Genomic DNA, 20,799 nt, shown 5'->3' on the forward strand with positions numbered 1-20,799 from the left:
CGCATGGACGCTACCGGGTCGTCAGCCGCGACCGTGATGATCCGGCTCTCGGGCGTGGGCAAGCGCTTCGACGACGGCACCGTCGCGGTGCACGACCTCGACCTCGAGGTGCTCGCCGGCGAGATGGTGGTGCTGGTCGGCCCGTCGGGCTGCGGCAAGTCGACCACGCTGAAGATGATCAACCGCCTCGTCGAGCCGTCGTCGGGCACCATCGAGATCGACGGCCAGGACGTCACCACGACCGACCCGGTCAGGCTGCGCCGCGGCATCGGCTACGTCATCCAGCAGATCGGGCTCTTCCCCCACCAGCGCATCGTCACCAACGTGATGACCGTGCCGCTGCTGTACGGCGAGTCCAAGGCCCACGCGCGCAGCCGCGCCGTCGAGCTGCTCGAGCTGGTCGGCCTCGACCCCGAGCGGTACGCCGACCGGTTCCCCCACCAGCTCTCCGGCGGCCAGCGCCAGCGCGTCGGCGTGGCCCGGGCCCTGGCGGCCGACCCGCCGGTGCTGCTGATGGACGAGCCGTTCGGTGCCGTCGACCCGATCGTGCGGGTGCGCCTGCAGGAGGAGTTCCTGCGCCTGCAGCGCGAGCTGGGCAAGACCGTCGTGATGGTCACCCACGACATCGACGAGGCGGTGAAGATGGGCGACCGGGTGGCGGTCTTCGCCGAGGGCGGCCGGCTGGCGCAGTACGGCACCCCCGCCGAGCTGCTCGGCGAGCCCGCCGACGAGTTCGTCGCCGACTTCGTGGGCTCCGAGAAGAGCCTGCGGCGACTGAGCGTCGTACCCCTGCGGCGCGAGCACCTCGAGCCGCTCGACGGCGTACGGGCCGGCCAGCTCGGTGCCGCGATCGACCTCGACAGCACCCTCGAGGAGGCCCTGACCCACCTGCTGCGCGACGACCGCGGCATGGTCGGGGTCCGCGACGGCGCGCAGTTCGTCGGCGTGCTCACCCCCGACGGGGTGCACCGCGCCCTGCGCGCCTCGCTGGCCGAGCAGGCCTAGGAGCCCGCCGGGGGCCGCCTCAGCCCTCGACCGGCACGTCGCGGTGCCAGGACTCCGTCACGTACTTCGTGCGCCAGCCCATCGAGGTGTAGAGCTCGTGGGCGTTGGTGGAGGAGTCGGCGTCGACCTCGAGGCCCACGCCGACCCGGCCGCGCCGCGCGGCGTCGCAGATGATCGTGCGCAGCAGGCCCTTGGCGACCCCGCGGCCGCGGGCGGCCTCGATGACGCCGATGTAGGAGACGTAGGAGGAATCGGGGCCGGTGGCGTTCTCCGAGACGGTGCCGATCAGCGCGCCGACGGCCGGGTGCCGGCCCTCCTCGGAGGCCTCCAGGCCCTCGGGGACGTCCTCGACCATCTCGGCCAGCCACCAGTGGTTCCAGCGGTGCCCGGGGTCCTCGCGCAGCCGGTGCAGGAACTCGGCGTAGGACTCCTCGAAGTTGTTGAAGTGGTCGGTGAAGGACTGCTCGAGCACGTCGTGCACGGCGCGCAGGTCGGCCTCGTCGGGCAGGCCCTGGCCCTCGCGGTCGACGAGGCGGAAGCGCACGCCGCGCGCCTCCCACTCCTCGTTGTCGGGCACCAGGTCGCGCTCCTCGGGGGCGACGGGGCGGTTCATCTGCCACCAGGTGCGCACCTTGCGGAAGCCGGCGCGGGTCAGCCAGTCGTACTGGCGCTCGTCGCCCTCGAAGGCGCCGGTGTCGATCTGCTGGGTCGGCAGGCCGCGGGCCTCGCCGACGGCGCGGGCCTGTGCGGCGGCCCACTCGAAGAGGGCGTCGGAGCACTTGCGCGCGATCGGCGGCGCCAGCTCGCGGCTGACGATGTGGGAGTAGAGCATCCGGCCGCCGGCGCGGTCGTGGACGCTGCCCCAGGCCTGGATGTGGCCCTCGGGGTCGCGGATCACCACGTTGGCGCGGGTGCGCAGGCCGTGCTCGGAGACCTCGACCAGCACGTCGTCGACACCGGCCCCGGCCCAGCCGCGCCCATGGCGCTCGTGGGCGCGCAGCAGGTGGGTCAGCCGGGCGACCTCGAAGCGGTCCTCGGCGTCGGGGGTGCCGACCTCCCAGCCCTCCGGCAGGGGCAGGTCGTCGAGGATCTCCCCCGGGTCGCTCTCGAAGCGGTTCTCGTCGGGCAGCGTCTCCTCGTCGTTCACGGGGGTCATGATGCCGTACGCCGCCTCGCCCGCTCGGGCCTGGTGGTGCCGGTCGCGGAACTGGCGCCGGCTCACGAGGAACTGGCGCCGGCTCGGCGGGTCGGGTCAGGCGCGGCGGCGGGCGCCGGCCTCGGCGGTGCGCCAGGCGGCGGTGACGGTCTCGATCTCGGCGCGCAGCACGTCGATCTCGGCCTCGAGCTCGGCGACGCGCACGATGGCGTCGGCGGCGCGCTCCTCGGCCGACTCCAGGCTGCGGCTCAGCAGGCGGCCCTCCTTCTCGAGGTCGACGTTGCGGCGGTGGGCCACGTCGACCTGGCGGGCGCTGTCGGCGGCGCTGCGCTGGGTCTTGACCAGCTCGCTCTGCAGGTCGCCCAGGGCGCCCTCGCGCTCCTCGAGGCGGCTGGTCAGCTCGGCCACGCGGGCCGCGTGCTCGTCGGCGCGGGTCTCGGCCATCCGGCGGTAGGCCTGGGCCTGCTCGGCGCGGTCGCGGGCGGCGTCGCGGCGCGACTGCAGCAGCTCGGCGTGGGTGATGCGGGTGGCGGCGGCGCCGAGCACCACCGCGGCCAGGGCGGCGACGGTGACGAGCAGCGCCGAGCCGCTGGCGACCGCGCCCAGCACGAGCACGGCCGAGAGGACCAGCAGCACCGTGGCGACGGTGAGGCGGGTCGAGCGCTGGCGACGCCGCGAGGCCCGCGTGGCGGATGTGACCGGCGTGGCCTGCGTGGCTTCAGCGACAGAAGAGGACATGGGCCCAGGCTAGGCGTCCGCGTCGTCTCCCGGGACGCGACACGCGCGCTCGAGCAGCAGCCCGCACGCGACGACGCCCACACCGGCCAGCGCCGCGAGGCCCGACCAGAGCATCCGCTGGCCGGCCAGCTCGGCGTTGAGGCCCAGCCAGGACAGCGCGTAGCCGGCGTACCCCGCGCCGACGAGGGCGCCGACGTACGCGCTGGCGCGGCCGAAGGCCAGCCGGTTCACCGCGCGGTGCGCCTCCATCGGCTCGTGGCGCACCTGCAGCGCGGCGTGGGTGTGCCGGGCGGTGACGCCGACGACGAGGGCAAGCAGGCCGAGCAGGACCGGCTGCACCCAGGTGACGACCGGCGCCGAGCCGAGCCAGGCGATCGTGACGGGTCGCGCCAGCCAGCCGGCCACCAGGCCCACCACGATCGCGGCGGTCAGCGCCGCGGACGAGGTGGGGCGCAGGCGTCCCGCGCCCAGCCCGTCGGGCTCACCCGGTCGGCCGGGGTCGCTCACTCGACCGCGAGCGTGAGGTCCTCGCGCAGCGTGACGCCCTCGATGCCGGTCTCGGCCAGCAGGTCGGCGATCGGGCCGCGGCCGGGCAGGGTCGCGTCGGGCTCGAGGTCGAACCACGGCTTGAGCACGAAGGCGCGCTCGGCGGCGCGGGGGTGGGGCAGGCGCAGGTGCGGCTCGTCGCTGCGGCGGTCACCGACCACGATCAGGTCGACGTCGAGGGTGCGCGGGGCGTTGGGCACCTCGCTGCGCTCGCGCTCGAAGGCGTCCTCGATGGCCAGGGCCCGGTCCATCAGGCGGTTGGCCGCCAGCGTGGTGTCGATGAGCACCACCGCGTTGAGGTAGGGACGGGCGTCCTCCGGGGAGTCGACCGGCTCGGTCTCGTAGACCGGCGAGATGCCGGTGACCCACACGTCGGGGGTGTCGGCGATCGCGTTGACCGCGCCCTGGAGCATGGCCATCCGCTCGCCCAGGTTGGAGCCGACCGCCAGCACGGCGCGACGGATCGGACGCATCTCACCGGTGAGGGTGTCGGCGTTGATGATGTGCGGGTTGGGCGTCTCAGTCACGTCGAGTCCTCGCGTCTCCGGGTGATCGTCAGCGTGACGTCCGAGAAGGTCGCGCTGATGGGGGCGTGCGGCTTGTGGACCGTGATCCGGGCCCATTCAACACGGTCGTCCTGCAAGCAGACATCGGCGACCCGCTGGGCCAGCGTCTCGATCAGGTCGACCGGCTCGCGCTCCACCGCGGTCTTGACCGCGGTCACGAGACTTCCGTAGTCGACGGTGTCGCGCAAGTCGTCCGAGGCGGCGGCCGGGGCGGTGTCGACACCAAGCGCGAGGTCGAGCACGAAGGTCTGCCCCTCGCGCTTCTCGTGCTCCAGGACGCCGTGGTGGGCGAAGCACTCGACGCCCAGGACGGCGATCTCGTCGGTCATGGGCGGCCCTCCTCCGACGGCGTCTCGGTGCGCATCGCGGCCAGGGCGGCCAACGCGTCGCGAGCAGACCGTACGTCGTGCACCCGCACCCCCCACACCCCGGCCCGGGCCAGCTCGAGCACGACCGCCAGGTGGGCGGCCTCGCGTTCGCCGACCGGACGCGGCCCGGCGTCGTCGGCGAGCAGGGTGCCGAGGAAGGTCTTGCGGCTGGCTCCCACCAGCAGCCGGTGCCCCATCGCGAGCAGCGGGTCGAGGTCGCGCAGCAGCTCCCAGCTGTGGGCGGCGGTCTTGGCGAAGCCCAGACCGGGGTCGAGCACGATCCGGTCGTCGGCCACGCCGGCCGCCCGGATCGCCTCGACGCGCTCCTCGAGCTCGCGGCAGACCGCGGCCACCACCCCGCCCGGGTCGTCGTAGACCGCGAAGTCGCGCATCCGGTCGCTGTGGGCGCGCCAGTGCATCGCCACGTACGTCGCACCCGCGTCGGCCACCACGTCCAGCACCGCCGGGTCGGCCAGTCCGCCGGAGACGTCGTTGACCACGACCGCACCGGCCTCCAGGGCCGCCTCGGCGACCTCGTGGCGCATCGTGTCGACCGAGACGAGCGCCCCCGCGCCCGTCAGCTCGCGGATCACCGGCACCACGCGGGCCAGCTCCTCGGCGACCAGCGGCCGGGTCGCCCCGGGACGGGTGGACTCCCCGCCGATGTCGAGCAGGTCGGCGCCCTGCTCGAGCAGCGCCAGGCCGTGCGCGACCGCGTCGGCGGGGGCGGCGTACCGCCCGCCGTCGGAGAAGGAGTCGGGGGTGACGTTGACGACGCCCATCACGCGCGGGCGCCCCAGCGGCACGGCCAGCGCGGGGATCATCGACACGTCGGGAACACCTCGGGGACGGCTCAGCGGCGGGTGGTGCCGTGGATGAGGGCCATCGCCTCGGCGCGGGTGGCCCGGTCGGTCAGCATCGTGCCCCGCACGGCCGAGGTCACGGTGCGCGCGCCGGCCTTGCGGACCCCGCGCATGGTCATGCACAGGTGCTCGGCCTCGATGACCACGACGGCGCCGCGCGCCTCGAGGATCGTCATCAGCGCGTCGACCACCTGGGTGGTCAGCCGCTCCTGGACCTGGGGTCGCTGGGCGTAGACGTCGACGAGGCGGGCGAGCTTGGAGATGCCGGTGATCTTGCCGCTCTCGGCGGGGATGTAGCCCACGTGCGCCACCCCGGTGAACGGCACCAGGTGGTGCTCGCACATCGACCACAGCTCGATGTCGCGCACCAGCACCATCTCGTCGTGGCCGAGGTCGAAGGTGGTGGTCAGGACGTCCTCGGCGCGCATCCGCAGCCCGGCGGTGACCTCGGCGTACGCCCGCGCCACGCGGGCCGGCGTCTCGAGCAGGCCCTCGCGGTCGGGGTCCTCCCCGATGGCCAGCAGCAGCTCGCGCACCGCGGCCTCGGCCCGCGCCTGGTCGAAGGCGGGCACGTCGGCCGGGTCGCGCTCGGCGAGCGTGATCGGGTCGGTCACGGCCGCGACTGGCCGTCGCCGGGCGTGGGAGGGCCGCCGTGCACGTCGCCCCCGGAGCCCGGCGGCGTCACCACGGCGCCGGCACCGGCGTCGTCACCGGCGCGGTCGCTGCCGTTGGCGCGAGCCCGGTCGCGGATCTCCTGCGGGACCTCGACCGCGGGCACCTCGGAGGGCCGGCGGTGGGGCGACCCGGTCCAGGCCGGGCGCGCCTGGCGGCGGCGCAGCGGCTCGAAGACCTCGGCGATCTGCTCCTTGTCGAGCGTCTCCTTGTCGAGGAGCACCAGCACGAGCGAGTCGAGCACGTCGCGGTTCTCCTCCAGGATGTCGAAGGCCTCCTGGTGGGCGGCGGCCAGCAGGTTCCTGGTCTCCTGGTCGACCTTGGCGGCGACGTCCTCGGAGTAGTTGCGCTGGTGGCCCAGGTCGCGGCCCAGGAACGGCTCGGAGTTGGAGTCGCCCAGCTTGATCGCGCCCAGGGTCTCGGTCATGCCGTACTGGGTGACCATCGCGCGGGCCAGGTTGGTGGCCTTCTCGATGTCGTTGCCGGCGCCGGTGGTCGGGTCGTGGAAGATCAGCTCCTCGGCCGCCCGGCCGCCGAGCATGTAGGCCAGCTGGTCGAGCATCTGCGAGCGCGGCTGGGAGTACTTGTCCTCGTCGGGCAGCACCATCGTGTAGCCGAGCGCGCGTCCACGCGGCAGGATCGTGATCTTGTGGACCGGGTCGTTGCCCGGCAGCGCCGCCGCGACCAGGGCGTGGCCGCCCTCGTGGTAGGCGGTGATGAGCTTCTCCTTCTCGCTCATCAGGCGCGAGCTGCGCTGCGGGCCGGCGATCACGCGGTCGATGGCCTCGTCGAGCGAGATGTTGGTGATCTGCTTCTCGTCGTTGCGCGCGGTCAGCAGGGCGGCCTCGTTGAGCACGTTGGCCAGGTCGGCGCCGGTGAAGCCGGGCGTACGACGGGCGTAGGAGCGCAGGTCGATGTCGGGAGCCATCGGCTTGCCCTGCGAGTGGACCTCGAGGATCTTCTGGCGCCCGTCGAGGTCAGGGGCGTCGACCCCGATCTGGCGGTCGAAGCGCCCGGGCCGCAGCAGGGCCGGGTCGAGGACGTCGGGACGGTTGGTGGCGGCGATGAGGATGACCCCGCCGCGCACGTCGAAGCCGTCCATCTCGACCAGCAGCTGGTTGAGGGTCTGCTCGCGCTCGTCGTGGCCGCCGCCCATGCCGGCGCCGCGGTGCCGGCCCACGGCGTCGATCTCGTCGATGAAGACGATGGCCGGGGCGTTCTCCTTGGCCTGCTCGAAGAGGTCACGCACCCGCGAGGCGCCGACACCGACGAACATCTCGACGAAGTCGGAGCCGGAGATGGAGTAGAAGGGCACGCCCGCCTCGCCGGCGACGGCGCGCGCGAGCAGGGTCTTGCCGGTGCCCGGGGGGCCGTAGAGCAGCACGCCCTTGGGGATCTTGGCGCCGACGGCCTGGAACTTGGCGGGCTCCTGGAGGAACTCCTTGATCTCGCCGAGCTCCTCGATCGCCTCGTTGGCCCCGGCGACGTCGGCGAAGGTCGAGGTGGGCATGTCCTTGGAGATCAGCTTGGCCTTGGACTTGCCGAACTGCATCACGCCGCGGCCGCCGCCGCCCTGCATGTTGTTGAGCAGCCACAGGAAGACGATGAAGATGATGATGAGCGGCAGGAACGAGAAGAGGAACGAGCTCAGCGCGCTCGGGCGCGAGATCTCGGTCTTGAGCTCCTCGATCTCGCCGTTGCTGACCTGCATGCTCGCCGCGTTGTAGAGGCGCGGCTGGGTGCCCTGCACCCAGTAGGAGAAGACCTCGGCCCCCTCCTCGCGCACGCCGTCGTCGAGGGTCGCGCGGATCTCCTGGTCGCCGTCGACGAAGGTCAGCTCCTCGACCTCGCCCGACTCGATGTAGGCGGCCATCTCGGAGGCGGGGATCTCGTCCCCGCCGCTGCTGGGGGCCAGGAACTGCAGGGCGAGCAGGACGCCGACCACGGCGACCACGATCCACAGCCAGGGACCCTTGACAAAGCGCTTCACGGACTTCTCTCGTCTCAGACGTCGAACGGACCGACGACGGTACATGCCCGCGTCAGGCTCATTCTCGCAGGCGACTGGTGATCGAGGGGGCCCGGGACGGCGCCCGGGTCGCGCTCAGGAGTAGACGTGCGGGGCGAGGGTGGCGATGTCGCGAAGGTTGCGGTACTTCTCGCGGTAGTCGAGGCCGTAGCCGACGACGAACTCGTTGGGGATGTCCCAGCCGACGTACTTGACGTCGACGGGCATCTGCAGCGCCTCGGGCTTGCGCAGCAGCGTGGCGATCTCGACGCTGGCCGGGTTGCGGCTGGTGAGGTTGGAGGTCAGCCACGACAGGGTCAGGCCGGTGTCGATGATCTCGTCGACGATCACCACGTGGCGCCCGGAGATGTCGGTGTCGAGGTCCTTGAGGATGCGCACCACGCCGCTGGACTTGGTGCCGGAGCCGTAGGAGCTCACCGCCATCCAGTCCATCTCGAGGTGGCGGGTGAAGGAGCGGGCCAGGTCGGCCATCACCATCACCGCACCGCGCAGGATGCCGACGATGAGGAGCTCCTCGCCCTCGTAGTCCTGCTCGATCTGGGCGGCCATCTCCTTGAGCCGGTCCTGGATCTGTTCCTCGGTGAAGAGGACGTTGACGAGGTCGTGCTCCACGTGGGCAGAGTCCATGGAGGCAGCCTAAGGGTGGGCGCGGACGCCGGGCCCGGCTACCCCTTCTTCCTCACCACGCGCAGGGTGAAGGTGCCCGAGGTGGCGCGGTGGGCGGCGTCGCCGGCGTAGTCGACGTCGACGTCGTAGCGGCCCGGGGTGCGCACCCGGCCCAGCTGGGCGACGAGGCGGCCGCGGTCGCGCCGGCGCAGCACCGTGGTCGCGGCGACACCCCGCCCGGGTCCGTCGAGCGCCATCGAGACCAGCCCGGTGGGGATGCTCCCGCGCCTGCCCCCCAGCTGGGCGACGAGCTCGACGCGGCGACCGGCCCGCACCGTCAGGCCCCCCTTGCCCGCCGTGGAGCTGAGGGTGACCGACGGGCGGGGCAGCGCGACCAGCTCGACCGGTGCGCCGAGGCCGGCACGGTCGGCCCTGCCCTTGACGACGTCGACCCGGGTCGGCCGGTAGCCGGCGCGGGCCAGGACCACCGCGTAGGTGCCGGCCGGCACGTGCATGGCGAAGTAGCCGTGGTCGATCTCGTTGTCGGGGCTGGCGTAGCTGAGGTCGGTGGCCGCCACCGTCTCCTCGCGCTTGGTCACCCGCAACGCGGTGACCTCGACGTCGTCGAGCGGCCTGGCCGTGCGCGAGTCGACGACCTGGCCGTGGATGATCGAGCGCCCGGTCTCCCCCACCGCCGGGGCGCGGGCGCCTGGGGGCCGCTCGGCGCCGGTCGCCTGGGCGAGCGGCACCACCAGGGCGGCGGTGGCGACGGCGGCGATGCCTGCGCGACGCAGGGTCGTGGTCTGCATGCACCGAGTATGGGGCTGGGACGGCGCGGGCGGAGGCGTTTCGGCCCTGTTCCCCCGCGAGCCGGCGCCTACCTGCTCGACTCCACCCGGAGCGCGCCCTCGCGCCGCACACCGCGCAGGTGACCGGGCAGGTCGACCCACTTCTGGCCGCGCCAGCGGGTGACGAGGGAGTCGAGGGCGAGCACGTGCTCGTGGAAGAGCTCGGCGGCGGGGGCACCGGCGGCCAGTGCGGCGAGGCGCAGCACCCGGCGGCGCAGGGCGTCGGGGACACCCTCGAGGGCCTCGACGGGCAGGGCGCCCTCGGCGGTGACCAGGTCGGCGTACGTCGCCTCGGCGATGTCGTCGAGCAGGTCGGAGTCGGCGCGCAGCTGGTCGGCGGTGCGGGCGAGGGTGGCCGCGATGCCGGGGCCGAGCTGCTCCTCGAGCACCGGCAGCACGCTGCGCCGCACCCGGACCCGGGCGAAGCCGGGGTCGAGGTTGTGCGGGTCGTCCCAGGTCTCGATGCCCTCGACCTGGCAGGCGGTGACGGTGTCGTCGCGCGAGACGTCGAGCAGCGGGCGGCGGTAGCGGTCGAAGCGCCGACGCATCCCGGCCAGGCTGCGTCCGCCCGACCCGCGGGCCAGCCCCAGCAGCACCGTCTCGGCCTGGTCGTCACGGGTGTGGCCCAGCAGCACCGCCGCGGCCCCGACGTGGTCGGCGACCTGCTCGAGGACGGCGTACCTGGCCCGGCGGGCGGCCGCCTCGGGCCCGATGCCCGCGTCGGCGCCGACCTGCACCCGCGCGGTCAGGGTCTCGTCGGCGCCCATCGCGCCCATCTGCGCGACGACCCGCTCGGCGTGCTCGGCCGAGCCCTCCTGCAGGCCGTGGTCGACGGTCGCTCCGACCACCCGCCACCCCCCGGCGCGGGCCTCGTGCACGGTCGCGGCCAGCAGCGCCAGCGAGTCGGGCCCACCCGAGCAGGCCACGACCACCGTGTCGCCGGGGTCGAGGTCGTCGAGGTCGCGGCGCACCGCGACCCGCACCGCCGCGACCGACGGGTGCAGCTTCACGCCGGCCTCACAGGACGCGCGCGACCCAGGCCTGCGGGTCGTGGATCTCGGCCTTGCTGGGCAGGTGCTCCGGGCCGGCGAAGACGGCGTTGAACTCGCTCATCCCGACCTTGTCGACGACCGCCCGCACGAACGCCGCACCGTCGCGGTACTGCGCCATCTTGGCGTCGAGGCCCAGCAGCCGGCGCACCAGCCGGTCGAGGGTGCCGGCGCCCTTGCGGCGCTCGTCGAACTTCGAGCGGATCGCCTCGACCGAGCCGATCACCTCGGGCCCGACGCCGTCCATGACGACGTCGGCGTGACCCTCGAGCAGCGACATCACGCCGGTCGCCTGGTCCATCAGGTCGCGCTGCTCGGGGGTGCTGAACATCTCGACCAGGCTGCCGGACCCGCCTGGGCCGCCTGGGCCGCCCGCGCCGCTGACGGCGGCCTTGACCCGGGCGAACCCGTCCTCGAGCAGGCTCGCACCGTCCATCGTCGCGCTGAGCTGCTCGACCAGCGAGAAGATGTGGTCGCGCATCCACGGCACCGCCGTGAACTGCACCCGGTGGGTCTCCTCGTGCAGGCACACCCACAGCCGGAAGTCGCTCGGGTCGACGCCGAGCTCGCGCTCGACCTGCACCACGTTGGGCGCGACCAGCAGCAGCCGGCCGGCGGGGTCGTGGAAGGGGTCGAACTGGCCCAGCACCTTGCCGGCCAGGAAGCCCAGCAGCCCGCCCACCTCGGCGCCGGTGATCCGCGAGCCCACCGCCAGCGAGACCCCGCTCGGCGGCTTCTTCTCCACCAGCTTGGCCACCATCGGCGCCAGCACGGTGCTGAAGGCGTCGGCGTTGGCCTGCACCCACCCGCCCCGGTCGACCACCAGCACCGGCGCGGTGTCGGCGTCGGCGTGCAGGCCGGTGAACTCGGCGACCAGCGGCGTCGAGCGGTGCGCCCCGGCGCGCAGCTCCTCCACGGCACGCGCGGCCTCGTCGCGCTCCACCACCGGGCCGTCGCCGGCCAGCTTGGTCCCGAGGCGGACGGCGAGGTCCCAGTCGATGATCTGCGGAGGGCTCGTCATGCGTCGAACCTACTCACCCGCCGCCAGCGCCCGACCCACCCCGCGCGCACCGGCAGGCCCCCAGGGCGGCCGCGGCGCTGTCGAGCGCCGCCTGGGCGAACCCCTCGTCGGCCGCGCCGACCCGGTCGAGCATCAGCGCGAACACCATGGGCACGCCGTCGCGGGTCACCACGGTGCCGGCCAGGCTGCTGACCCCGCTGAGCGTGCCGGTCTTGGCCCGCACCGCGCCGACCGCAGCCGCCGGGGCGTCGTCGAAGCGGAAGGTGAGCGACCCGCTGAAGCCGGCCACCGGCAGCCCGCCGAGCACCGCGCGCACCGGGTCGTCCTCGTCGGCGCCGACGACCGCCTGGAGCAGGCCGACCAGCGTGGCGGGCGAGACCAGGTTCTCGCGCGACAGCCCGCTGCCGTCGTACAGGCGGCGCGGGGCGGGGACCCCGAGCCGCTCGAGGGTGCGCTCCACGCCGCGGACGCCGTCGACGAAGCTGCCGGCGCCGCCGGTGGCCAGGCCGACGTGGCGCAGCAGCACCTCGGTCGCCTCGTTGTCGCTGACCTGCAGCAGCCGGTCGACCACGTCGTCGACGGGCGCGCTCTCGACCACCGCGACCTCGTCGCCGCGCCCGCGGGCCGGCGACGGCGAGCCCTGCACGCGCACGCCGGCCTCGGCCAGCGCCGCGGCGAAGACCTGCGCGGCCACCACCGCCGGGTCGTCGACGCGGCCGTAGCCCGTCTCGGGACGGCCCTGGTCGACCCACAGCGCGGTGATCGGCGCGACCACGTCGCCGCGGTAGGTGTCGGGCCAGCGCGGGTTGAACGCCGGGCCCGAGAAGAGCGTGTCGTCGTAGCCGACCCGCACCCGGCGCACCCCCCGCTCGCCGAGCTCCTCGGCGCTGAGCCGGGCCAGGGTGGTGATGTCGGCGCGCGCCGGCACGCTGGTGGTGCCCGGCGCGTCGGGCTCGCGCATCAGGAAGGGGTCGCCTCCGCCGACGACGACCAGCCGGTTGCCGCGCAGCACCGTGGTCGTGGCGAAGGTGGTGCCCGGCTCGATCGTCTCGAGCGCGGCCACCGAGGTGAGCAGCTTGGTGGTCGAGGCCGGCACCAGCGCCCCGCCCTCCGCGTACGCCGGCGCCCCGGTCGCCCCGGCCACCGCGACGCTGACCCGCCTGCCGAGCCGCTGCTCGCCCAGGCGCCGCTCGAGCACCCGGCGTACGGCGGTCGGGCTGGGCTCGCCGGCGGCCCCGGGATCGACCGGGTCGGCCACCGGGTCGGGGTCGGTCAGCGCGGGCAGGCTCAGCCCCGGGGGCGGTGGCACGGCGGCGGGGTCGGTGCGCGGGTCGGGCTCCTCCTCGCCCCCCAGCACCTGCTCGTAGAGGCTCTCGACGCGCTCGCGGGCCGGGTCGACGAGGTCGAGGCGCCAGGTGGCCGCGCCGGCCGCGAGCACCAGGACGAGCAGCAGCACCGCCCACGTCGAGGCACGTCCGGCGTCGCCACGGGTCGTCGCCGAGGAGTGGCGTGGGTCACGTCGGACCACCTGGCGCACCTCCCCGTTCACGTTTCGGGCCATTGTGCGCGAGACTGTCGGCGGCTCCGCCACGGGGCCCGACATGACTTTTGACGACCGGCCCTCGTGCCGGACCGACACGCGGAGGCAATACGTGCTGGAGTTCGACGTACTGGTGGAGATCCCCAAGGGCGAGCGGAACAAGTACGAGGTCGACCACGAGTCCGGCCGGCTGCGCCTGGACCGGACGCTCTTCACCTCGACCCAGTACCCCGCCGACTACGGCTACATCGAGGAGACCCTCGGCCAGGACGGCGACCCCCTCGACGCCCTGGTGATCCTGCAGCAGCCCACCTTCCCGGGCTGCCTGATCAAGTGCCGCGCGATCGGCATGTTCCGGATGACCGACGAGGCCGGCGGCGACGACAAGGTCCTCTGCGTCCCCGCCGCCGACCCGCGCCTGGAGCACCTGCGCGACATCAGCCACGTCTCGAAGTTCGACCGCCTCGAGATCCAGCACTTCTTCGAGGTCTACAAGGACCTCGAGCCCGGCAAGTCCGTCGAGGGCGCCGAGTGGGTGGGCCGCACCGAGGCCGAGGCCGAGGTCGTCGCCTCCTTCGAGCGGGCCAAGAACAACGGCCACTGAGCCGCACCAGCCTGAAGGTTCATCGGGTCCCCGATGAACCTCGCGCCGCCTGACTGAACCTTCGGTCAGGCGGCGCGAGTCTTGTCGGGTCCCCGACAAAACTCCCGCGGGCGGGCCTCAGCCCAGGTCGCCCACCAGCGCAGGCGCGCGCACCATCTCGGTGGGCACCCCGAAGGCGTCGACGAGGTCGTTGGCGAGCGGGCGGACCTTGCGGCACAGCGAGGCCACCTCACGGCTGATCGCCTTGGAGCGCTGCGCGGAGAGCCGGCCGTGCTCCATGAACCACGCCCGGTCGGCCTCGATCGCCGACAGCGCGTGGAGGTCGCAGAGCAGCATGAGGGCGACCTTCTGGTCGCCGTCGGGCAGCGAACGGGTCTTGGCGACGAACGCCTCGAGCACCAGGCGCTCCATGTGCGCCGAGGCGGCGCCGATGACGTGGTCCTGCACCCGGGAGAAGACGGCGCCGGGGTGCATGCCCTGGTCGATGCCGCGCTTGAGCCGGCGCGCGGCGCCGCTGATCATGTGCTCCTCGCGGAAGCGCAGCATCGCGAGCTGGTAGTCGGGGTCGAGCAGCCCGGCCTCCTGGTCCCACTCGTCGCCGCCGGGCAGCAGGTCGCGCACCCGCTGCAGCAGCTGGTGCACCCGGGTCTTCTCCACGACCGTCTCGACGGCGAGGCCGGCCACGAAGCGGGCCATGCCCAGCTGGTCCATGTCCTCGAACTCGCTGGCGTAGTCGGTCAGCAGGCCCTTGGCCACCAGCTGCAGCAGCACGTGGTTGTCGCCCTCGAAGGTGGTGAAGACGTCGGTGTCGGCCTTGAGCGCGGTGAAGCGGTTCTCGGCCAGGTAGCCGGCGCCGCCGCACGCCTCGCGGCACTCCTGGATGGTGCGGGTGGCGTGCCAGGTGCCGAGCGCCTTGGTGCCGGCCGCGCGCGACTCGAGCTCGCGCTTGGTCTGCTCGTCGTCGACCTGGCCCGTCAGCACGTCGTGCAGCTGCCCGGAGAGCTCCTCCTGGGCGAAGTGCAGGGCGTAGGTGCGCGCCAGCAGCGGCAGCAGCCGGCGCTGGTGCATCCCGTAGTCGAGCAGCAGCTCCTCCTGCTCGTCGTCGGTGGCCTCGAACTGGCGGCGCCGCAGGGCGTACTTGACCGCCACGGCGAGCGCGACCTTGCTGGCGCTGATGCCGGCCGCGCCGACGCTGACCCGGCCGGTGACCAGGGTGCCGAGCATCGTGAAGAAGCGCCGGTTGGGGTTCTCGATGGGGCTCTCGTAGACGCCGGCCTCGGTGACGTCGGCGAAGCGGTTGAGCAGGCTCGCGCGCGGCACCCGCACGTGGTCGAACCACAGCCGGCCGTTGTCGACGCCGTTGAGGCCCATCTTCAGCCCGTCGTCCTCGATGCGCACCCCGGGCGCGGGCTGCCCGTCGACCCGGATCGGCACCACGAAGGCGTGCACGCCGCGCCCCTCGCCGCCCACCTCGAGCTGGGCGAAGACGACGGCGACCTCGCCGTGCGCGGCGGCGTTGCCGATGTAGTCCTTGCCGGCGTCCTCGGTCGTGGTGGTGATGACGAACTCGCCGGTCTCGACGTCGTACGTCGCGACCGTGCCGAGCGCCTGCACGTTGGAGCCGTGCCCGGTCTCGGTCATCGCGAAGCAGCCGAGCAGCTCGCCGGTGACCACCCGGGGCAGGTACTCCCGGTGGTGCCGCTCGGTGCCGAGCTGCTGGATCGCCCCGCCGAACAGCCCGAACTGGACCCCCACCTTGACCAGCACCGACAGGTCGCCGAAGGCCAGGGTCTCGAAGGCCGCGATGGAGGCGCCGAGGTCGCCGCCGCCGCCGTACTCGGTGGGGAAGCCCATCCCGGTCTGGCCGGTCGCGGCCATCTCGACGACGAGGTCCCTGACCCGGTCGCGGTAGTCGTCGCGGCTCAGCGTCTCGGCGTCGGTGAGGATGTCGGCGCTCTCGACGAGGTTGCGCCGCACGAGGTCGCGCACCTCCGCGTAGCGGCCGTCGAGCAGCCGCTGCAGCGCCGCCACGTCGACGTCGGGCCGCACGTAGCCGTCGGCGCGGGCCTCCGCGCCCTCGGCGGACCGGTCGGGCCCGGGGCCGGGCGGTGCCGGGACCTCCCTGGTCTCGGCGGGCGGGACGGGAGCAGGTGTCTCGGTCGACATGGCCCCACGCTACTGGGCGGGGAGGGGTGAGGGGGTCAGTCCTTGGAGACGGGGATCCTCGACGTCGTGGTCGTGGGGTGCGAGGCCAGCCCGCCGTGGTCGAACTTCTGGCCGGTGGCCAGGCCGCCGACGTAGAAGGCCACCAGCGCGATCATGATGCCGGCCAGGTCGTCGGCCACGTAGTGCCAGCCGAAGTAGAGGGTGGCCACGACGGTGATGGCGAAGTTGACCCAGAAGACGATCTTGAGCACCTTCGAGCGCAGCGTGTACTGCACCAGCAGCGCCACCAGCAGCGTGATCGCGGTGTGCAGGCTGGCGAACCCGGCGACCGACTGCACCTGGCCGGTCAGCCCGCCGAGGATCACGCCCTGCCGCGAGGAGACCAGCGAGTCCATCAGGTCGTTGGTGGGGGTCTGGGCCAGGTCGGCGTAGAGCGAGACGTACTCCAGGCCGGGGCCCAGCGTCGGCAGCGCGTAGTAGGAGAGGGTGCCGAGGCTCCAGGCGATGCACTGCGAGGTCACGAACCAGTAGCCGTAGGACATGTTGCGCGACCACACCAGCCAGGCCGTCAGCGCCAGCGGCACCAGCGGCAGGAACCACAGGTAGATGTAGGACAGCAGGTAGGCCACCACGTCGGTGCCCAGCAGCCCGTGCAGCACGATCGCCGGGTCGTTGCCGAAGAACAGCGCCCGGTCGAGCAGGTGCAGCTCGCGGTCGTACTTCGTCTCGATCATGAACGGCAGGAACGACTTGAGGTTGCGGTAGCAGACGTAGGTCACGTAGAAGCTGACGATGCCCAGCACCACCAGCGTGAGCCGCTCCCGGTTCCAGTGCGAGCGCAGCCGCTCGCGCGCCACCTGCACCATCGCCACGGGGTGTCCCTTGCCGAACCACAGCGAGCGCGGCAGCAGGTCGAGCAGCAGCGCCCCGGTCAGCAGCAGCGGCAGCCGCAGCCACGACGGGCCCAGGAAGCTGCCCTCGGGGTCGACCAGCCGCTTGTCGAGGATCAGCGCGGTGATGATGGCCCACAGGCCCATGGCGAGGGCGGTGCCCACGAGGAGGGCATAGGCGCGGCGGTACACGGGGTCGGAGTCTAGTGAACGGTGCTCACGCGCCGTCCGGCGCGCCGGGCAGCGCCTCGGGCAGCCCCTCGGGCAGCACCGCCGTGCGCGTCGCGTCGACCCGCAGCCGCACCCGGTCGCCGGGACCCAGGCGCCGGTCGAGACCGGCCACGGCGTCGCACTCGCCCACCTCGTCGACGTCGACGACCAGGCGCTGCAGCTCGGGGGTGGCGCGCAGCGAGCGCAGCGTCCCGGCCAGCCGCCCGTCGCCCGCCACCTGCAGCGCCGAGCGGCGTACGGCGACCGCGACGGCACGCTGCTCGTCCCCGGGGCGCTGGTCGGCGGCCGCCAGCACCCGCCGGGCGGGCGCGCCCTCGAGCACGCGCGCGTAGCCCAGGAAGAGCGCGGTGGCGGTGTCGACCGGCGCGCGCCAGACCTCCTCGATGCCGCCCTCCTGCACCAGGTGGCCGGCGCGCATCACCGCGAGCCGGTCGGCGACGGTGAAGGCCTCGTCGTGGTCGTGGGTGACCATCAGCGCGGTGGTGCCGGCGCGGCGCAGGATGTCGCGCAGGTCGCCGGCCAGCCGCTCGCGCAACCCCGCGTCGAGGGCCGAGAGCGGCTCGTCGAGCAGCAGCAGCCGGGGCTGCACGGCCAGCGCCCGGGCCAGCGCGACCCGCTGCCGCTCGCCGCCCGAGAGGGTCGCGGGCAGCCGGGCGGCGTACCCCTCGAGCCCGACGAGCTCGAGCAGCTCCTCGACGCGCTGCGCGGCGCCCGGTGTGCGGCGCAGGCGCAGCGCGTAGCCGACGTTGCGCCCGACGCTGAGGTGGCCGAAGAGCTGGCCGTCCTGGAACATCAGCGCGAAGCCGCGCTTGTGGGTGGGCACCCGGGCCAGGTCGTGGCCGTCCCAACGGATCGACCCGCTGCTCGGCTCGAGCCCGGCGACCGCGCGCAGCAGGGTCGACTTGCCGCAGCCCGAGGGGCCCAGCACCGCCAGCACCTGACCGTCGGGCAGGTCGAGGGAGACCCCGCGCACCGCGGGCACCCCGTCGTAGGAGACGTCGACGTCGGTCAGGGACAGCATCAGAAGGCTCCTAGAGAGGGCACGCGCAGCCGCTCGACGGCGAGCACGACGACCGCGGTAGTGGCGGCCAGCACCACCGAGGCGGCCAGGGCGGTGCCGTAGCTGAGCTCGCCGGGGCGGCCGATGAGCCGGAAGATCAGCACCGGCAGCGTGGGGTCGGAGGGGCGGGCCAGGAACGAGGTGGCGCCGAACTCGCCCAGCGAGATCGCGAACGCGAAGCCCGAGGCGGCCAGCAGCGGACGCCACACCACCGGCAGGTCGGCGGTGGCCATGGCGCGCAGCGGGCCGGCGCCCAGGGAGGCCGCGGCCTGGCGCTGCCGGTCGTCGACGCCGGCCAGCACCGGCACCAGGGTGCGCACCACCAGCGGCATCGCCACCAGCGCCTGGGCCAGCGGCACCAGCACCGGCGACTCGCGCAGGTCGAGCGGCGGGGAGTCGAGGGTGATGAAGAAGCCGAAGCCCAGGGTCACCGCCGAGACGCCCAGCGGCAGCATGAAGAGCCCGTCGAGCACCGAGCGCACCCGGCGCTCGGAGCGGCTGCGCGAGCGGCGGGTCAGCACGACGGCGATCAGCCCGCCGAGCAGCAGCGCCATCCAGGTGGCGTCGACGGCGGTGCGCAGCGAGGTGACCAGTGCCCCGGTCACCGGCACCGGGAGCGCCTGCAGCTCGGCGCCGCCGCCCAGGGCGCGGTAGTAGGCCAGCGACCACGCGCCGTCGACGCGCAGCGAGCCGACGACCAGGGTGGCGACCGGGGCCGCGACCAGCACCAGCAGCAGCGCCGTCGCCACCAGCTGGGGCACGTCGCTGCGCCGGGGCCGGTGCGGCCGCGCGGTGCTGCGCGCCAGGGTCGGGTCGGGCACGGCGCGCAGGCGACCGGCCACGACCAGCAGCGCCACCACGGCGACCAGCTGCAGCACCGACAGCGCCGCGGCGGCCTGCAGGTCGAGCAGCTCGGTGGTGAGCAGGTAGATCTCGGTCTCCACCGAGGAGTAGCGCAGCCCGCCGAGGGTGAGCACGACGCCGAAGGCGGTGGCGCAGAAGAGGAAGACGACGCTGGCCGAGGAGACCACCGCCGGGCGCAGCATCGGCCAGGTCACGGTGCGGAAGACCTGGGCCGGGGAGGCGCCCAGCGCGGCCGCGGCCTCCCCGGGTCGGGCGTCGAGGCCCTCCCAGGCGGCGCCGACGCCGCGGATCACCACGGCGACGTTGAAGAAGACCAGGCCCGCGACGATGCCGGCGGCGGTGCCGTCGAGGTCGACCCGGCCGCCGGTGAGGGCGACCACCGGGCCCGACTCCCCCAGCAGCTGGCGGAAGGCGACGCCGACCACCACGGTCGGCAGCACGAACGGCACCAGCAGCGCCGCCCGCACCGCGCGGCGACCCGGCCAGCGCAGCCGGTGCAGGGCGTACGCGGCGGGCAGCCCGAGGACCACCGCCAGCACGGTGGCCACCGCCGAGGACCACACCGTGAACCACAGCACCCGGCCGGTGCGGGCCCGGGTGAGCACCTCGAGCACCCCGCCGACGTCGAGGTCGCCGTCGGTGACGAAGCCGCGCGCGACCATGCCCGAGACGGGCAGCACGAAGAACACCCCGAGCACCGCCAGCGGCAGCCCGGCCAGCGCGACCAGGCCGAGCAGGCGGCGCGGGGTGGTCATCAGCGGCTGACCAGCTCGTTCCACTCCCGCAGCCACTCGTCGCGGTTCGCGTCGATCTCGTCGGGGTCCACCGACCAGGGGTCGGAGGGACGCTCGGTGAGGTCGGCCCACTCCGCGGGCAGCTCGGTGCCCTCGACGGCCGGGTAGACGTACATCGACGAGGGCAGCGCCTCCTGCACCGCGGGCGAGACCAGCCACTCGACGACCGTGCGGGCGCCCTCGGGGTTGTCGGCGCCGCGCAGCACGCCGGCGTACTCGACCTGCTCGTAGCAGGTGTCGAGCAGCGCCCGGGTCGTCGTGCCACCCTCGCCGTCGACGGTGAAGGCGGGCGAGGAGTCGTAGGAGGTCACGACCGGCCGGTCGCCCTTGCCACCGCCCTGGGTGAAGTCGACCTGGTAGGCGTCCTCCCAGCCCTTGACGACCTTGGCGTCGTTGTCGAGCAGGTCCTCCCAGTAGTCCTGCCAGTCGTCGCCGTACGCCGCGATCGTGGTGAGCAGGAACGCGAAGCCGGGCGAGCTGGTGGTGGCGCCGGGGGTGACGAAGAGGCCCTCGTAGGCCGGGTCGGTGAGGTCGTCGAGGGTCTCGGGCGCATCGAGGTCGCGCTCGGCGAACCAGGTGGTGTCGACGTTGACGCACACGTTGCCGGTGTCGACGGCGACCAGGGCGCCCTCGTCGTCGCCGGGCAGCGCGTTCTCCTCGACCCCGGCGGGGGTCTCGAGGTCGGTCGGCTCGAAGACGTCGGCCTCGAGGGCGCGGGAGCCGAAGGTGTTGTCGACGCCGAAGGCGACGTCGCCGATCGGGCTGTCGGTGTTGAGCACCAGCTGGCTGGTCAGCGCGCCCGCGTCGCCGCCGGCGCGCTGCTCGAGGTCGTAGCCGCTCTCGCGCTCGAAGTCCGCCACGAGCTCCTCGGGCAGGTAGAAGCTGTCGTGGGTGACGAGCACGACGGTGCCGCCCGCCTCGTCACCGCCCCCGGCCGGGTCGGAGGCCGACTCGTCGTCGCCCGTGCCGACCAGCGAGCAGCCGCTCACGGCCAGCGCCAGGACGGCGGCCACCGCGGTCCTCGTCGGGTGGATGTGCATGCGCATGCGTCGCATCTGGACTCCCTTCGCCGGTCTTAACCGGAGCAGGTTCGGAGGGTCTGCGGCGTGTCCGCACTCTCAGCACCACCCCGGCCGGGCCGGGCGGGTGCTCCCCTGTCTGTCGTCGTCGAGGGTATCCGGCG

The 20,799-nt window shown here is 73.7% G+C and carries 20 protein-coding genes and 1 riboswitch; of the genes, 2 read left to right on the forward strand and 18 right to left on the reverse strand.

Translation table 11 applies throughout. The features are described 5' to 3' along the window. Positions 1-3: 3 nt before the first annotated feature. On the forward strand, positions 4-1,005 hold the full coding sequence (locus tag ABKW28_RS13605) for an ATP-binding cassette domain-containing protein (protein WP_348610495.1): 1,002 nt from the start codon (positions 4-6) through the stop codon (positions 1,003-1,005). A gap of 19 nt (positions 1,006-1,024) precedes the next feature. On the opposite strand, the gene ABKW28_RS13610 is transcribed toward ABKW28_RS13605, so the two are convergent. The 13 genes from ABKW28_RS13610 to dacB form a co-directional block, all read right to left on the reverse strand. Further along, complete coding sequence (locus ABKW28_RS13610; RefSeq protein WP_193669941.1) at positions 1,025-2,227, reverse strand: GNAT family N-acetyltransferase; 1,203 nt, start codon at positions 2,225-2,227, stop codon at positions 1,025-1,027. A gap of 30 nt (positions 2,228-2,257) precedes the next feature. Then, positions 2,258-2,899 carry a hypothetical protein gene (locus tag ABKW28_RS13615; RefSeq protein ID WP_348610498.1) on the reverse strand — a complete coding sequence of 214 codons (642 nt, stop codon included), beginning with the start codon at positions 2,897-2,899 and terminating at the stop codon, positions 2,258-2,260. A 9-nt stretch (positions 2,900-2,908) separates the two neighbouring features. Then, a complete protein-coding gene (locus ABKW28_RS13620) occupies positions 2,909-3,406 on the reverse strand; it encodes a DUF3180 domain-containing protein (RefSeq protein WP_348610501.1) in 498 nt (165 codons plus the stop codon). Further along, a complete protein-coding gene (folK, locus tag ABKW28_RS13625) occupies positions 3,403-3,972 on the reverse strand; it encodes a 2-amino-4-hydroxy-6-hydroxymethyldihydropteridine diphosphokinase (protein ID WP_348610504.1) in 570 nt (189 codons plus the stop codon). The genes ABKW28_RS13620 and folK overlap by 4 nt, the downstream gene beginning before the upstream one ends. Continuing rightward, on the reverse strand, positions 3,969-4,340 hold the full coding sequence (folB, locus tag ABKW28_RS13630) for a dihydroneopterin aldolase (protein ID WP_341231203.1): 372 nt from the start codon (positions 4,338-4,340) through the stop codon (positions 3,969-3,971). The genes folK and folB overlap by 4 nt, the downstream gene beginning before the upstream one ends. Then, complete coding sequence (gene folP / locus ABKW28_RS13635; RefSeq protein ID WP_348610538.1) at positions 4,337-5,203, reverse strand: dihydropteroate synthase; 867 nt, start codon at positions 5,201-5,203, stop codon at positions 4,337-4,339. The genes folB and folP overlap by 4 nt, the downstream gene beginning before the upstream one ends. 29 nt (positions 5,204-5,232) lie before the next feature. Beyond that, on the reverse strand, positions 5,233-5,856 hold the full coding sequence (gene folE, locus ABKW28_RS13640) for a GTP cyclohydrolase I FolE (RefSeq protein ID WP_193669946.1): 624 nt from the start codon (positions 5,854-5,856) through the stop codon (positions 5,233-5,235). Further along, positions 5,853-7,949 (reverse strand): ATP-dependent zinc metalloprotease FtsH, encoded by a 2,097-nt coding sequence (gene ftsH, locus ABKW28_RS13645; RefSeq protein ID WP_193669947.1) that lies wholly within the window; start codon positions 7,947-7,949, stop codon positions 5,853-5,855. Before ftsH ends, folE begins: the two co-directional genes overlap by 4 nt. 69 nt (positions 7,950-8,018) lie before the next feature. Continuing rightward, complete coding sequence (hpt, locus tag ABKW28_RS13650; RefSeq protein WP_341231244.1) at positions 8,019-8,570, reverse strand: hypoxanthine phosphoribosyltransferase; 552 nt, start codon at positions 8,568-8,570, stop codon at positions 8,019-8,021. Positions 8,571-8,608: 38 nt separating this feature from the next. Further along, the gene (locus ABKW28_RS13655; protein WP_348610507.1) at positions 8,609-9,358 is read right to left on the reverse strand and encodes a hypothetical protein; all 750 of its coding nucleotides are present in this window, start codon (positions 9,356-9,358) and stop codon (positions 8,609-8,611) included. 68 nt (positions 9,359-9,426) lie between these two features. Further along, entirely contained in the window at positions 9,427-10,407 is a 981-nt protein-coding gene (gene tilS / locus ABKW28_RS13660; protein WP_348610510.1) for a tRNA lysidine(34) synthetase TilS, read from the reverse strand. Positions 10,408-10,414: 7 nt separating this feature from the next. Beyond that, the gene (locus ABKW28_RS13665; RefSeq protein ID WP_348610514.1) at positions 10,415-11,467 is read right to left on the reverse strand and encodes a zinc-dependent metalloprotease; all 1,053 of its coding nucleotides are present in this window, start codon (positions 11,465-11,467) and stop codon (positions 10,415-10,417) included. A gap of 13 nt (positions 11,468-11,480) precedes the next feature. Beyond that, entirely contained in the window at positions 11,481-12,995 is a 1,515-nt protein-coding gene (gene dacB / locus ABKW28_RS13670; RefSeq protein ID WP_348610516.1) for a D-alanyl-D-alanine carboxypeptidase/D-alanyl-D-alanine-endopeptidase, read from the reverse strand. Positions 12,996-13,122: 127 nt separating this feature from the next. Between dacB and ABKW28_RS13675 the strand changes: the two genes are divergently transcribed. After that, positions 13,123-13,611, forward strand: coding sequence for an inorganic diphosphatase (locus ABKW28_RS13675; RefSeq protein WP_193670023.1), 489 nt, complete (start codon positions 13,123-13,125; stop codon positions 13,609-13,611). A gap of 117 nt (positions 13,612-13,728) precedes the next feature. Here ABKW28_RS13675 and ABKW28_RS13680 read toward each other — a convergent pair whose 3' ends face one another. The 5 genes from ABKW28_RS13680 to ABKW28_RS13700 form a co-directional block, all read right to left on the reverse strand. After that, positions 13,729-15,777 (reverse strand): acyl-CoA dehydrogenase, encoded by a 2,049-nt coding sequence (locus tag ABKW28_RS13680; RefSeq protein ID WP_348610518.1) that lies wholly within the window; start codon positions 15,775-15,777, stop codon positions 13,729-13,731. Positions 15,778-15,812: 35 nt separating this feature from the next. Further along, positions 15,813-16,859, reverse strand: coding sequence for a phosphatase PAP2 family protein (locus ABKW28_RS13685; RefSeq protein WP_307822873.1), 1,047 nt, complete (start codon positions 16,857-16,859; stop codon positions 15,813-15,815). Between the two features lie 25 nt (positions 16,860-16,884). Further along, positions 16,885-17,919, reverse strand: a complete 1,035-nt coding sequence (locus ABKW28_RS13690) for an ABC transporter ATP-binding protein (protein WP_348610520.1) — start codon at positions 17,917-17,919, stop codon at positions 16,885-16,887. Continuing rightward, positions 17,919-19,577, reverse strand: coding sequence for an ABC transporter permease subunit (locus ABKW28_RS13695; RefSeq protein WP_193670026.1), 1,659 nt, complete (start codon positions 19,575-19,577; stop codon positions 17,919-17,921). The genes ABKW28_RS13690 and ABKW28_RS13695 overlap by 1 nt, the downstream gene beginning before the upstream one ends. Continuing rightward, positions 19,577-20,671, reverse strand: coding sequence for a thiamine ABC transporter substrate-binding protein (locus tag ABKW28_RS13700; protein WP_348610523.1), 1,095 nt, complete (start codon positions 20,669-20,671; stop codon positions 19,577-19,579). Before ABKW28_RS13700 ends, ABKW28_RS13695 begins: the two co-directional genes overlap by 1 nt. Further along, positions 20,661-20,782: riboswitch (TPP riboswitch) on the reverse strand. (Overlaps the previous gene by 11 nt.) Positions 20,783-20,799: the final 17 nt, after the last annotated feature.

The sequence above is a fragment of the Nocardioides sp. 31GB23 genome (assembly GCF_040012395.1).
Lineage (GTDB): Bacteria > Actinomycetota > Actinomycetes > Propionibacteriales > Nocardioidaceae > Nocardioides > Nocardioides salarius.